General features: G+C 45.6%; 10 protein-coding genes. All 10 read right to left on the bottom strand.

Annotated features, from left to right (window positions below; all coding sequences use genetic code 11):
- Window positions 1-163 precede the first annotated feature (163 nt).
- The 10 genes from rny to E7204_RS00800 all read right to left on the bottom strand — a co-directional run bounded on the left by rny (window position 164) and on the right by E7204_RS00800 (window position 14,058).
- A complete protein-coding gene (gene rny, locus E7204_RS00845) occupies window positions 164-1,708 on the bottom strand; it encodes a ribonuclease Y (RefSeq protein WP_277600405.1) in 1,545 nt (514 codons plus the stop codon).
- Between the two features lie 143 nt (window positions 1,709-1,851).
- A complete protein-coding gene (locus E7204_RS00840; protein ID WP_295180668.1) occupies window positions 1,852-2,349 on the bottom strand; it encodes a regulatory protein RecX in 498 nt (165 codons plus the stop codon).
- A 4-nt stretch (window positions 2,350-2,353) separates the two neighbouring features.
- A complete protein-coding gene (recA, locus tag E7204_RS00835) occupies window positions 2,354-3,385 on the bottom strand; it encodes a recombinase RecA (protein ID WP_021841654.1) in 1,032 nt (343 codons plus the stop codon).
- 140 nt (window positions 3,386-3,525) lie between these two features.
- Window positions 3,526-4,770, bottom strand: a complete 1,245-nt coding sequence (locus tag E7204_RS00830) for a competence/damage-inducible protein A (RefSeq protein WP_366483375.1) — start codon at window positions 4,768-4,770, stop codon at window positions 3,526-3,528.
- 93 nt (window positions 4,771-4,863) lie between these two features.
- Window positions 4,864-6,210: a 30S ribosomal protein S12 methylthiotransferase RimO gene (rimO, locus tag E7204_RS00825; protein ID WP_021841656.1), complete on the bottom strand. Its 1,347-nt coding sequence runs from the start codon at window positions 6,208-6,210 to the stop codon at window positions 4,864-4,866.
- Entirely contained in the window at window positions 6,207-7,250 is a 1,044-nt protein-coding gene (locus E7204_RS00820; protein WP_295180662.1) for an extracellular solute-binding protein, read from the bottom strand. Before E7204_RS00820 ends, rimO begins: the two co-directional genes overlap by 4 nt.
- 27 nt (window positions 7,251-7,277) lie before the next feature.
- Window positions 7,278-9,287, bottom strand: coding sequence for a YgiQ family radical SAM protein (locus E7204_RS00815; RefSeq protein WP_295180660.1), 2,010 nt, complete (start codon window positions 9,285-9,287; stop codon window positions 7,278-7,280).
- Between the two features lie 29 nt (window positions 9,288-9,316).
- Complete coding sequence (locus tag E7204_RS00810; protein ID WP_021841659.1) at window positions 9,317-9,766, bottom strand: helix-turn-helix domain-containing protein; 450 nt, start codon at window positions 9,764-9,766, stop codon at window positions 9,317-9,319.
- Between the two features lie 77 nt (window positions 9,767-9,843).
- Window positions 9,844-12,663: a DNA translocase FtsK gene (locus tag E7204_RS00805; RefSeq protein ID WP_295180657.1), complete on the bottom strand. Its 2,820-nt coding sequence runs from the start codon at window positions 12,661-12,663 to the stop codon at window positions 9,844-9,846.
- 78 nt (window positions 12,664-12,741) lie between these two features.
- The gene (locus E7204_RS00800; RefSeq protein ID WP_295180655.1) at window positions 12,742-14,058 is read right to left on the bottom strand and encodes a replication-associated recombination protein A; all 1,317 of its coding nucleotides are present in this window, start codon (window positions 14,056-14,058) and stop codon (window positions 12,742-12,744) included.
- Window positions 14,059-14,388 lie beyond the last annotated feature (330 nt).

The following is a 14,388-nucleotide window of genomic DNA, read 5'->3' as shown; positions in this document are numbered from 1 at the left end:
TCCTTCCTCAAAGTGCATAGACTCTTTAGCGCCCCAAAATTTGACAAAGAGCCAAAAAAAGACTATAATTGTCCACTCCCTCGTGACGTCCGCCAAAGGGAGTGGTAATTATAGTCTTTTGGTTATTAATCTTTTATAAAGAGTCCGTTTCCGTTCTCCTTAATTACTTAGCGTAATCAACAACGCGGGTTTCACGAATGATAACGACTTTAATCTGACCCGGATATTCCAATTCAGACTCAATACGTTTAACCATTTCGCGTACCAATAAGGTTGCTTCCGCTTCGTCAATCTTTTCAGGTTTAACCATAACGCGAATTTCGCGACCCGCTTGAATTGCGAAACATTTTTCAACACCATCAAAGGACTCGGCAATTTCCTCTAACTTAGTCAATCGTTTCAAGTAGTTTTCAAGGGTTTCACGACGTGCGCCCGGACGAGCCGCCGAAATAGCGTCAGCAGCTGCCACCAATACGGCTTCAACCGATTTGAATTCTTCATCCCCATGATGAGCACCGATACAGTTCTGTACCAATACACTTTCATGGTATTTCTTAGCTACATCCACACCAATCTGTACGTGGGAGCCTTCCATATCGTGGTCAAGCGCTTTCCCTAAGTCATGGAGTAAACCACCGCGTTTAGCAAGGGTTACGTCACAACCTAATTCGGCTGCCATCATGCCGGCCAAATGAGCCACTTCAACGGAGTGTTTCAATACATTTTGACCGTAGCTGGTACGATATTTTAAGCGACCTAAAATACGGATAATTTCAGGATGTAAGCCATGTACATCGGCTTCAAAAGTTGCCTGTTCCCCCGCATCTTTAATAACTTGGTCAACCTCTTTACGAGCTTTACCAACCATTTCTTCGATGCGAGCCGGATGAATACGTCCATCAACAATCAATTTCTCAAGGGCTATACGCGCTACCTCACGGCGAATCGGGTCAAAGCCGGAGAGAATAACTGCTTCAGGGGTATCATCAATGATAAGATCTATACCTGTTAAGGTTTCTAGGGCACGAATGTTTCGGCCTTCACGACCGATAATTCGCCCTTTCATTTCATCATTTGGAAGAGCTACTACCGATACGGTAGACTCTGCAACATGATCCGCAGCACAACGTTGAATTGCGGATGCAATAATTTCTCGGGCGTTCTTTTCAGCCTCTTCCTTGGCTTGTTGCTCTAAATCTTTTACAAGAACCGCCGTTTCGTGACGAATTTCTTGTTCTACATTGGAAAGTAAAATTCCTTTCGCTTCCTCAAATGTCATGCCGGAAATACGTTCTAATTCCGCCATTTGTTGGTCGTACAGAGCTTCTGTACGTTCTTTTAAAGTTTTTGTTTCTTGTTCTTTACGATGCAACGCATCTTCTTTTTTCTCTAAGGATTCCAATTTACCGTCGAGATGTTCTTCTTTCTGAAGAATACGTCGTTCTAAACGTTGTAATTCATTGCGTCGATCTCGGTTTTCTTTATCCGCTTCACTGCGAAGTTTATGAATTTCTTCCTTAGCTTCTACTAAGGCTTCTTTTTTCTTAGACTCAGCCAATCGCTCAGCATCAGCTACAATACGAGCCGCTTCAGTTTCAGCACGGTTAAGCTTCCCTTCAGCGATGTTCTTACGCATCATATAGCCTACACCAAGACCGATAAGCACCATTACAACGGCAATAATACTATACTCTAAAATAATGTTCACCTCCTCATATAAAAGTAAGAAGCGCTTTCGTCTTCTCCTAAATTGCCGTCTGTTTCATGCATATTTGAAATTTGCCCACTACTGTGAGACTACTATAATTGTAGTCTGTCATCAATCCCCTGTCAAGGTAAACTCTATATAGACTACTCATAGCGTGCAACTCGGTCACAGATATTCCGGATTGTTCCGGCACTAAAACCGCGGTTTTTCAAATAGTTAAAAACTTTCTTGTATTCAACGCGGGCCTCTAGAGGCCAAGTGTTATCAAACCACTCGGCCTCTGCTGCCGCATCAACACCGATAAAATGACGAACCACCAACTTAAGGGCCGGCTCAGTTTCATCATACCGCGAAAGTTCATTCCCAATTGGCAATCCTCGTTGATAAAGCTTATTACGAATGAACTGAACACTATATTTAGCTTCACTTATGTATAATTGTAATGCATCATGAGCCAAACGTTCGTCGTTGATGTAATCAAGGTCTTCCAGCCGCTCCAATACTTGATGTATTAAATCGGCCGGCACACCTTTACGCTGAAGTTTTTGCGTTAGCTCCAAGCGGCTCAGGAAGCGAGGCGCCAAAAAGCGCATGGCCTGATCCATGGCCGTTGTAAGCGTATATTCTTTGGTCGAAGCCATCGAATTATTCTTCCGTCGTTTCTTCGCCGACTACATCAAAGGTTTCCGGTTCCGCCATCAAAGTATCGCGAATGATAGTATCGATTTCATGGGCAATTTCCGGATTACTACGTAAATATTCTTTAGCCGCTTCCTTACCTTGGCCCATACGTTCATCATTGTAAGAATACCAAGCACCGGATTTTTTAATAATTTCCATGTTGGTACCGATATCAATTAACGTACCTTCATAGGAAACGCCACTGCCATACATCAAATCAAATTCAGCAGTTTTAAATGGCGGCGCCACTTTATTCTTAACAACTTTTACTTTAGTTCGGTTACCTACGTTTTCATTATTCTGTTTAATAACTTCCCCTTTACGCACATCGAGGCGAATGGTGGAATAGAATTTTAAGGCACGGCCACCGGTCGTTGTTTCCGGATTACCGAACATAACGCCAACTTTTTCACGCAACTGATTGATAAAAATGACAACCGTACGGGATTTGCTGATAATACCTGTTAATTTACGAAGGGCTTTACTCATCAAACGAGCCTGCAAACCTACGTGAGCATCACCCATTTCGCCTTCGATTTCGGCTTTCGGTACCAACGCTGCTACGGAATCGACAACGATGATATCGACAGCACCACTGCGAACGAGGGACTCTGTAATTTCAAGAGCCTGTTCACCATTATCCGGCTGAGATACTAATAAGTTATTAATATCGACACCCAAATGACGGGCGTATACAGGATCGAGCGCATGTTCCGCATCAATAAAGGCCGCAATGCCGCCACCCTTTTGCGCTTCCGCAATGGCATGCAAAGCTACGGTTGTTTTACCGGAGGATTCAGGGCCGTAAATTTCGATAACACGGCCACGAGGGAACCCACCTACACCAACAGCAAGGTCAATCGCCAAACAGCCGGTGGAAATAACTTCAATATTCATGCGGTCCGTAATATCGCCAAGGCGCATAATAGCACCTTTACCATAATCTTTCTCGATTTTCTTCAACGCATTGTCTAAGGCTTGTTCTCTACCTTCCATGATATAATCCTTTCTTTGTCATATCATACATGACTTAATAAATATAAATATATTAATCTTTAAAATTGATAAGCATACTTCTGCAACAAGCCTTCCGCTCACAACGTAAACGTAAAACTTCTAAGAGTATAAGTAACACCTTATCGTTTACCGGTTATAGCCTGATACAAGAGATATAAGGCTCGTTCCGCCGTACTCTGACGAATACTTTCACGGTCGCCGATAAAATCATTGCGATAGGCTACCGTACCGTTAGGCCCGGAAACCCCGATATATACAAGGCCTACCGGTTTTGTTGCCGTTCCACCGCCCGGTCCGGCAATACCGGTCGTAGATACGCCATACGTTGTCCCCAACAGTTTACGCGTACCTTCCGCCATGGACTTGGCCACTTCTTCACTGACAGCGCCATAAGTATCCAATTCTTCTTGCGGCACGCCGAGTACTTTGTGTTTTACTTCATTGGCGTAGGAAATGACTCCGCCCTGTACATAAGCACTGCTGCCCGGCATTTCAGTGAGCTTTTTCCCCACCAAGCCACCTGTACAGGATTCGGCGGTAGCCACCGTAGCGTCTGCCTCCAATAAGGCATCCGTTACCAGTTCCAACATGGATTTTTCTAAACGACGCCCTAAGGAATCGCCAAGACGTTCCCGCAAGATAGCATCCCATGGGGCCAATAAAGCTTCCGCTTCTTCCGGCGTCATAGCTTTCGCCGTAATCCGTAATTCGATATAGCCGTTTTTAATTAAAAAAGCAATGGTCGGATTCTGCTGTGCTTTGACTAAATCCATGAGAGCTGATTCCAACTCCAGTTCGCGCATACCGTACACCGCATAGCGATGAGATTGAACAACACCTTGACCGCCAAAATGTTCCATCAAATAAGGGCGCACCGATTCATCAAATACGGCTTTCATTTCTGCCGGCGGCCCCGGTAAAAGTATATACGTCGTGCCTTCAGCTTGAACGGCTACGCCGGGCGCTACACCGCAACTATTCATGAGCGCTTGGCTGCCAACAGGCAACATCATTTCCCGACGGCTCGGATCCGGCATTTCCCGCCCTTTGTTGGCAAAAAAGGCTTTTACCATCCGTTCTGCATCAGCATTGAGTTCCAATTCAAGACCAATGGCTTTTGCCAAGGACGGACGGGTAATATCGCCCTGAGTCGGCCCTAAACCACCGGTACAAACCACTAAATCGGCACGGCTGCCGGCCAATTTAAAACAGTCTTCCATTCGCGCCGGATTATCGCCAATTGTGCTTTGAAACGCTACGGTATAACCGAGCTTATTGAGCTCACGCGCCAGCCACGCCACATTGGTATTAATGGTATCGCCTAATAACAATTCTGAACCTGTTGAAATCAATTCTACTATCATCATTTGCCTCAATTCTCCCATTCGGGATTACGGATACCGATTTCTTTGTTACTTCAAATTCCGCCGGTTCGCCTGAAAACGCGTTACTTAGAATTACTTAGTGCGTACTTCAGCTACCACGTCATAAGCAAAGCCTTGTGCCACTGTAACCGGCACGATTTGACCTACTTCAAGGCCTGCCACATCTTCAATGTACATATTACCGTCTACATCAGGCGCCTGCGTTTCCAAACGGCCTTTGGCCAATAAATGACCATGTTCGTCTTCGCTGATTTCTTCGATAATCGCTTCATGCTCCGTGCCTTCTAAGTCACGGTTATTTTCCTCTGAAATGGCCGCTTGAATAGCCATCAAAGCATGATAACGTTCTTCCTTGACCTCTTCCGGAACTTGGTCATTCATAGCGCCTGCCGGTGTACCGTCTTCCTGAGAATAAGTAAATACGCCCATATTATCGAAGCGAACGTCTTTCACAAATTCGCAAAGTTCTTCAAACTGTTCGTCCGTTTCACCGGGGAAACCTACAATGAGAGATGTACGAAGCGTTACGTGACTCGCTTTGCTGCGAACTTTTTGTAATAAATTCACAATATCCGCTTTACGGTCTTTACGATTCATGCGACGCAAAATATCGTCATTAATATGTTGCAACGGCAAGTCGATATAATTACAAATCTTAGGTTCCGCTACAATAAGATCCAAAAGCTCATCGGTGAAATATTTAGGATATAAGTACAATAAACGATACCACTCTATACCTTCCACTTTTACGAGGGCTTTTAAGAGTTCCGCCAACATCGGTTTACCATTGTTAAGATCGGAGCCGTAACTTGTTGTGTCCTGAGCAATGAGGTTAATTTCTTTAACGCCCATAGCAGCCAAACGCTCTACTTCTTCTACGATGGATTCAATGGTACGGCTGCGGTAAGCACCACGTACTTTTGGAATAATACAGAAAGTACAACCATTGTCGCAACCTTCGGCAATTTTTACATAGGCACTATAAGTCGGTGTAGTCTGCATACGCGGCATGCGTTCATTATAAATATTGGTAATCGAGTCCATAATGCAGATACGTTTGCCATCATCAATCGCTTCGATAGCTTCCATGATACGGTTCCATGAACCGGTACCGATGAGGGCATCGATTTCAGGAATTTCCGCAAATAGCTCTTCCTGATACTGCTGACTCAAACAACCGGCCACAATTAAACCGCGACAAGCGCCGAATTGCTTATATTCACTCATTTCTAAAATCGTATTAATCGATTCTTGTTTAGCTTTTTCAATAAACGTACAGGTATTAACGATGATAATCTCTGCTTCATCCAAGGTTTCCGTGATTTCATAGCCGTTATCCTTGAGGGCACCCAGCATAATCTCGGTATCCACCAGGTTTTTGGCACAGCCTAAACTCACATAGCCTAATTTCTTACTCATTGTATATCCTTTCTAAAGCGCACTTGGCTAATCCATTTATCCAACAATACTTTTTTGCCGTCTTCCGTGTAACCCCCCTTGGTATCCCAAAGAACCAATTCACGGCCTAAAGAATCCACCGGATTTGGCAATTCCGGATTGGTGTACACATAATAAAATCCATTGTCTTGCAAAAATTGCGACACTTGTTTTGACAATAACCATTTAATAACTTGGGTCGCCTCTTCTTCATGGGTTGTGCCTTTTAACATACCCACACCGGTCAAGTAATACGGTGTACCGTCAGCGGGGAAAATAATTTTCACCGGATATTTGTGGTTCACATATTGCTGACCGTCGGAATAGTTACCGATACCCAAATCAGTTTCACCCAAGGCGGCCAGGCGAATCGGCGTCGATAAAAACTTCGCGTATTGCACCACATGCGGTTTTAATTCCACAAAATAATGCAAACCCTGTTCTTCCCCGTTCATTTCGACAAAGCTGTACAAAATATTCGCCGCACTGCGCGAGGCTACAAAGTCCGTCATAATGACGCGCCAATCGCCGGGAAGAATTAATGATTGCCAGGCCGTTACATAGCGACCCATGCGATTATAAAAGGCATCGCTCTGGGCAAATACAACCGGGTCATACCAAATACCGACCCAGAGGGCATCGTTATTTTTAAAACGGTCGGACACTTCGTCTACCCCTTCGGTAAGGACCGGTTTTAATTGATTATATTTAACACCGATGTCTAAATTATCTCGGGTCGTGATGACCAAATCGCCCTTTTGATCGGATGTGGGCAAGGTCATACGCGTTGCCATCTGTTCTTCCGTAATCGGCAACATGGTGAGGCGTACATGGTACTGCATTTCATACTGTTGCGCCAACAAAGTGGTCAAGTTGGAAGGCAGGTCCGTATAAATCGTCAACTCCGCTTTAACCGGAATGGCCGTACGCTCTTTTTCTTCATTTTTTTCAAAATATGTTCCCGCTGCAAACATGCCGAGAACAAAGGCTATTAATAATGCGATAGGCCAAAATCGTTTCATGCTCATGCCCGCCTCCATTATGACACACTAAGGTCGTCTATTGCCAGCCAAAGCACCTCGTTTTGACTGTTTACTTATACTGATTTTGCCACGGTCGTTCGACTTTGGCCCCTGACTTCTGCCGGACCCGGACCGACCACCTTGAGTCCGTCGATTTGACGGTTGATTACCGGCCTGCTTTCTATGCTGATTATCAGCCTGATTACCGGCCTGTTTTTTATGTTGATTACCGGCCTTGTTACGTCCGATTGGACGAGGCGGAATTAAGCACAAAGGTCCGAAGCCGATTAAATCGGTACGCCCTGCCTTTACCAAGGCTTCGCGTACTAAATCATAGTTATCGGGATTCTTATATTGCATAAGTGCCCGTTGCATCGCTTTGTCGCGCCCTTTTTTGGCCACATAGACCTCTTCGCCGGTGAGCGGATTAATCCCCGTATAATACATGGCTGTGGATAAACTGCCCGGCGTAGGAATAAAGTCCTGCACCTGTTCCGGCGTCATCTTCTGATCCCGTAAAAACTCCGCCAGTTCAACGGCGTCAGACAAGGTACAGCCGGGATGAGAACTCATAAAGTAAGGAACTAAGAATTGTTTCTTACCTAATTGGCGATTAGCCGTTTCAAACCAATCTTTAAATTTAAGAAAAACATTTTTATCTGCTTTCCCCATGATTTCCGTAACCGCTTCCGACACATGTTCCGGTGCCACTTTCAGCTGGCCGCTTACATGATGCTCGCATAATTCTTTCACAAATTCGCGGTTATTATCTTCCAATACATAGTCATAGCGCAAACCGGAGCGCACAAAGACCTTCTTAACACCTTTGAGCTTACGCAATTTACGCAATATTGCTAAATAATCATCATGACTGGTATCGAGATTTTCACAGGCATGAGGAGCTGCACAGTTCTTACCGGGGCACGCACCTTTAGTTCCCTGCTTCTCACAAGCGGTGTGGCGGAAATTCGCCGTCGGACCACCTACGTCATGAATATAGCCCTTAAAATCAGGCATGGCTATCATCCGTTCCGCTTCAGCGATGAGTGATTCATGACTACGGTTCTGAATAATGCGTCCCTGATGGCTCGTAATGGCACAGAAGGAGCAGCTGCCGAAACAGCCGCGATGGCTTACCAGACTAAACTGCACTTCCCTAAGTGCCGGCACACCGCCCTTCGCATCATAACGAGGATGCCAGCGCCGCGTGAACGGCAAGCTGTAAACTTCGTCCATTTCAGCCTGGGTCAACGGCAAAGCGGGACTATTTTGAATCACATAACGGTCTCCGTGAAGCTGAGCCACGGTTTTGCCGATAAACGGATCTTGTTCATAATATTGAATGCAAAAAGCTTCGGCAAATTGCTTCTTATCTTCTTTCACTATTTCATAAGACGGACATTCCTTGATTTTTCCTTCCGGCAAGGTCTTTGACATGTAGCAAATACCTTTAATTGTCGGTAATTGCTCTGTCAAACGATTTTCATCCAAGGCTCTCGCCAATTCTAAAATCTGTTTTTCACCCATACCGTAGATGAGCACGTCCGCCTTACTGTCCACCAATAAGGACCGGCGCACGGTATCAGACCAATAGTCATAATGGGCAAAACGGCGCAAGCTCGCTTCAATCCCACCGATGATTACGGGCACATCACGGAATGCTTCACGCATGCGGTTCGCATATACCAGCGTTGCCCGATCCGGTCGATGACCGCTTTCACCGCCCGGTGAATAATCATCATTGTGGCGGAATTTTTTAGCCGCCGTAAATTTATTAAGCATAGAATCAAGATTACCGGCTGTTACCAACGAAGCCAATCGAGGTTTGCCCAGCACTTTGAAGGCATTTACATCTTGCCAGTCGGGCTGTGCAATGAGCCCCACCCGATAACCGTGGTGCTCCAACAGTCGGCCAATCACACTACCGGCAAAAGAGGGGTGATCCACATAGGCATCACCGGTAATCAACACGAAATCGAGTTCAGCCCAACCGCGTGCTTCCATCTCCGCCCGTTCCGTAATTAAAAAGTCGCTCACTACACATATCTCCTTAATTTATACTATATTTACACAAAAAATAACCAGCCTAAAAATACAACTATACAAATGACAATAACAGATACTGCTAAGCGCTCCTGAGCCAGCGTCTTCTGACGACGTTGCTGCCGTGACGTATAGCTCAAGCGCTTGGAATGAGGTACTACAATGTCCACTTCCCGTTCAACATCTTCATGATGAACAAGTTTACGCGGTTTTACTCGCCGCAAAGGTACACCCAAGGGCTCACCGATTAAACTTTTATAACGATCAATCATGCGATGCCGTTCAAGGCCCATTAAATCCGCATAATTGCCGATAAAGCCTTTTACATACACATCACCGGGGATAATCTTATAATTGTCCTCTTCAATCGCTTCCAAATACGCGGAGCGGATGTGTAAGGCCTGTTCAATATCTTTAATAGTCAGACCTCGCCGTGTGCGTTCTCGACGTAATTCTTCGCCTATCGTTGACAAGTTCGGCCTCCTTTAAATTCTAACATCATTTTAACTTTCTAATTCTTCCAATGCTTCTGGTTTTTTACTCATAAATCCTATGAGAAATAACGCGTTTTCACTTCTTCCGGCGTCATTAAAATATCGCGCGGTTTACTGCCGTTAGCAGGCCCGATGATTTTCATTTCTTCCATCGTATCCACTAAGCGGGCCGCCCTGGAATAACCGATTCGGAAGCGACGTTGCAACATGGACGTAGACGCCTGACCTTCACTCATAACGCGCTCAATCGCCCGTTCTAAGAGTTCATCCCGCTCTTCCGCCGGTGCGGCCGCTTCTTCCGAAGTGCTTTGTTCCGCTTCTTCCGTTATGGATTCGTCATAATCAGGTCGACCCTGTTGTTTAACAAAGGCCACCAATTCTTCCACTTCTTCATCGGAAATGAAGGCCCCTTGAATACGAATCGGCTTGCTAGCTCCGATTGGATTAAAGAGCATATCCCCTTTACCGAGGAGTTTTTCAGCCCCTGCCATATCCAGAATGGTACGGGAGTCAATCTGCGTTGCCACGGCAAAGGAAATACGACTCGGTACATTGGCCTTAATGGTACCGGTAATAACGTTGACCGATGGACGCTGCGTTGCCAATACCATATGGATACCGGCGGCACGCGCTTTAGCGGCCAAACGGTTAATGGATTCTTCCACATCCGGCGCTACCAACATAAGGTCTGCCAATTCGTCGATAATAATCAAAATAAGCGGCATAGCCGATTCCGGATATTGTTCATTATAACCGCTAATATTACGCACCCCGGACGTAGCCATGGTGAGATAACGGGCTTCCATTTCACGAACAGCCCAGCGTAATACGGCGGCCGCTTTTTTCATATCCGTCACAACCGGCACTTTTAAATGAGGAATCCCGTTATAAACGGATAATTCTACCATCTTCGGATCCACTAAAATCAACTGTACTTCGCTAGGTTTACGGCTGAACAAAATACTGGAAATCAGCGTATTTACACAGACGGATTTACCGGAACCGGTAGAACCGGCCACCAATAAATGCGGCATCTTCGCAAGGTCGGTAATAACCGCTTCGCCGGCAATGTCTTTGCCGAGGCCTACCGGAATACCGCCTCGTGCTTTTTGGAATTTCTCAGATTCCAATACGTCACGCAAATGAACGGCCGAGGTATTTTTATTCGGTACTTCGATACCCACTGCCGATTTCCCCGGAATTGGCGCTTCAATACGAATATCAATAGCCGCCAATGCCATCTTAAGGTCATCGGTAAGGTTCAAAATCTTGCTTACTTTAGTGCCCGGCGCCGGTTCCAATTCATAGCGGGTTACCGTCGGTCCCTGTGTGGCATTTACTACATGGGCTATTACGCCGAAGCTTTTTAATGTTTCTTCCAATACCGTTACATTATGAGTAACTTCTTGACTGGTCACCTGATTAGGCTGACCTTTGGCAAGCATCGCCAATGGCGGGAAATGATACGGCAATTCAATGCGACGCGGTTTCGGTTTACCGTCAACAGTAACGGCCACTGCCGCCGTATCTTCTTCCGTACCTTTTAACGTCGGTACCGGTTGCATATTAGAGGTAGCCAAGGTGTCGGCAGCTACCGGAATTACGTCCGACTCAGATTCTGTATTGTTAATTGTACTGGCATCAGCAGCTACGGCAACCGCTTCAGTTAAATCAGTTGCTACCGTCCCGGAAGCTTCATCACCGACAGTTGCTACACCAACGGTAGCCGGATTAGCCTCCATAGGCATAGCCGTATCGGCGGCAACCGCAGTACTTGTAGCCCCACTCGTTATTGTCGTAGTCGGCGTTGTACCGGCGCCGCGACCGCGTAAAAACGGCGGCACTTCCAATTCATCGTCTTCGTCATTTGAAGCAGGTTCATTATAATTAGTAGCTACGTTAGTACCGCTTGCCTCAGAGGCAACAATGGCATAGAATTCAGCCGCTTCGGCTTGGGCCGCATCAATACGTTCAGCCTGCGCTTTAGTAAGATCTACTTGTTCTCCCATTGCCACATGATTGGTATGCGCCTCAGCCTCCGCTGCCGCCCGCTGTTCTTCGGCCGCTATACGGGCCGCTTCTTCCTGCGCTTTAGCCTTAGCTTCAGCCGATACTTGTGCTGCATTGGTCAGTACTTCTACAGCCGCACTCGGTGAAAAACGCGTATCTTTTTCTTGATTATAAATGCGGCGTTTTTCAGCTTGTTCTTCTTTCCAATCCGCATAGCGTTCTTTCGCATGCTGCACGGTTTCTTCCGTAAGCACGCGTGCTTTTTCCAACCCTACATCGGTTTTAGCCTTGGCCTTATGAAGACCGGTACGCAAGGAAATCTGATAAATCAATAGGATTAAACCTAATTCCACAACGATAGTCACCAGGATGGCCCCCACATTGCCAAGCAAACCGCGTAGCAGGCTGGCTATCATACCGCCTAAGACGCCACCTTGAGTAGCAACTTTAGTGGTCATTAATTCTTCCCCATTGCCGGCCATAAGAAGGGTTACAAACGTAATGGCAAACAAGTATACCAAGCTCAACAAAAGCCCCCGACGGGTGATTGAAAAGCCTTTGTCGGCATACAAAATACGCCAGCCCACATAACCTACATAGAGGCAAGGAATCAAACCGCCAATACCGAAACCGTATTTAAAAATACCGGCTATTATATCAACTACCGTACCGGATGTAATGTTAAATATCCCCAGCAAGGCTACCACTGCAAAGAGCATGGTAAAAAGGCCTCGCACTTCTTTACGAATTTTAGGGGCCTTATCGCTTTTATTCGTTTTAACAGTTCGCGAGGAAGTGGTCGTCTTGCGCTTTGTTGCCGTTTTACGCGGCGCCGCCTTCGCTCGCTCCTTCTTTTGTTCCGCCATAATCTATCTACACACCTCTATACATATCAATCCGATTAAACTATAAACTCGTTAGCATTTTATTATACCACAGATTGACTACTTTTTAGAAGTTTTACCGCTTGTACGTTCGTTCCAAAGAGTCAGTAATTCTTTTTCTTTGCCGCGCTCAATGCCTTCATAATAGGTGCGTCCCACCAACGGGGTCGGCAAGTATTGCTGCTTCACATACCCGTTCGGATAATTATGGGCATATTTATAGGTCACGCCATGTCCTAATTTAGCTGCGCCGCTGTAATGAGCGTCCCGCAAATGCTGCGGCACTTCCCCATGTTCGTAATGACGTACATCCTGAATAGCCGCGTCAACAGCCATATACGCACTATTGCTCTTAGGCGCTAAGGCTACATATAAAACGGCTTCGGACAAAATGATACGTGCTTCCGGAAATCCCACTAAATGCGCCGCCTGAGCCGCTGCATTCGCTATTACCAGAGCCTGCGGATCGGCGAGACCCACATCTTCAGCCGCACAAATTACAATGCGCCGGGCAATGAAATTAGGATCTTCCCCCGCTTCAATCATGCGCGCCAAATAATATACTGCTGCCTGCGGGTCGGAACCGCGCATACTTTTAATAAAAGCGGAAATCGTATCATAGTGGTTATCGCCCTTTTTATCATAACTGTAAATGCGGCGCCCCACTACGCGCTCTAAAATTTCCAAAGTCAATTCACCGCCGTTTTCAACCATGGCGGCGGCCTGTTCTAAAATATTAAGGGCCATACGGGCATCACCGTTTACAAACATGCCCACTTCACGCAGTACGGATTCTTCTGCTTTAAGTTGTTGCTTACCAAGGCCCTTATCTTCATCGGTAAGTGCCCGTTGCAATACTTTTACGATCGCATCCGGTGTCAATGTTTCCAAGGTAATCAAACGCAAACGCGATAAAAGTGGTCGGTTTACTTCAAAAAACGGATTTTCCGTGGTAGCGCCGATTAATATAATAGTCCCGTCTTCTACACATGGTAAAAGCACATCCTGCTGACTCTTGTTAAAGCGATGAATTTCATCGAGGAATAAAATCGTACGCTGTTGCAAATTCTGAATCGTTTTGCGCGCTTTTTCGATTATGGCACGCAACTCACCAATGCCCGCATTGGTAGCGTTCAAAACCACAAATTGACTATGGGTCATAGCGGCTATAATACCGGCCAAGGTAGTCTTACCGGTGCCGGAAGGCCCGTAAAACAGCAAAGACGGAATTGTATCGCGCTCTATCATAGCCCGTAAAAAACTGCCCTTCCCCACTGCTTTTTCCTGTCCGTAAAAGTGATCCAATGAGGTAGGACGCAGTCTCACGGCCAACGGTTCAAACCGTTTCGGTTCATATTCAGCAAATAAACTGTCCATAAATTCCTCTCCTAAAATATATGCTAAAGGCTTATCTTGTATAACTGCCTATTCAAATTTACATTTAAAGGCTTACCTTCTATTACTGCCTATTCAAATGTACCGTTAAAAGCTTCCGTTCAAAGTGTAAAGACAATATGTAACGTCTTACTTTGCACTTATATTTATTATACCCTATATCCTCTTTTTATTTGGGAGTATCTCTCCTTAATTTGAGGATTATTTGACCTTAAATTTATAATTGTCGGCCGCAAAAACGGTTCTCTATTACCTAATTCAAGATAAAAAAATAAGGTTCTATAATTTATTTTGGGGCGCTAAAGAGAAACG

Source organism: Veillonella sp., assembly GCF_015058545.1.
Taxonomy (GTDB): Bacteria; Bacillota; Negativicutes; order Veillonellales; family Veillonellaceae; genus Veillonella_A.
The sequence above is the reverse complement of the archived record's forward strand: the minus strand, read 5'-3'. Positions and strand labels throughout refer to the sequence as shown.

Bases quoted from the DNA above. Each gene is read 5' to 3' on its own strand.
- E7204_RS00840 (WP_295180668.1), bottom strand. From the start codon at position 2,349: ATGGCTTCGACCAAAGAATATACGCTTACAACGGCCATGGATCAGGCC.
- recA (WP_021841654.1), bottom strand. From the start codon at position 3,385: ATGGAAGGTAGAGAACAAGCCTTAGACAATGCGTTGAAGAAAATCGAG.
- E7204_RS00830 (WP_366483375.1), bottom strand. From the start codon at position 4,770: ATGATAGTAGAATTGATTTCAACAGGTTCAGAATTGTTATTAGGCGAT.
- rimO (WP_021841656.1), bottom strand. From the start codon at position 6,210: ATGAGTAAGAAATTAGGCTATGTGAGTTTAGGCTGTGCCAAAAACCTG.
- E7204_RS00820 (WP_295180662.1), bottom strand. From the start codon at position 7,250: ATGAAACGATTTTGGCCTATCGCATTATTAATAGCCTTTGTTCTCGGC.
- E7204_RS00805 (WP_295180657.1), bottom strand. From the start codon at position 12,663: ATGGCGGAACAAAAGAAGGAGCGAGCGAAGGCGGCGCCGCGTAAAACG.
- E7204_RS00800 (WP_295180655.1), bottom strand. From the start codon at position 14,058: ATGGACAGTTTATTTGCTGAATATGAACCGAAACGGTTTGAACCGTTG.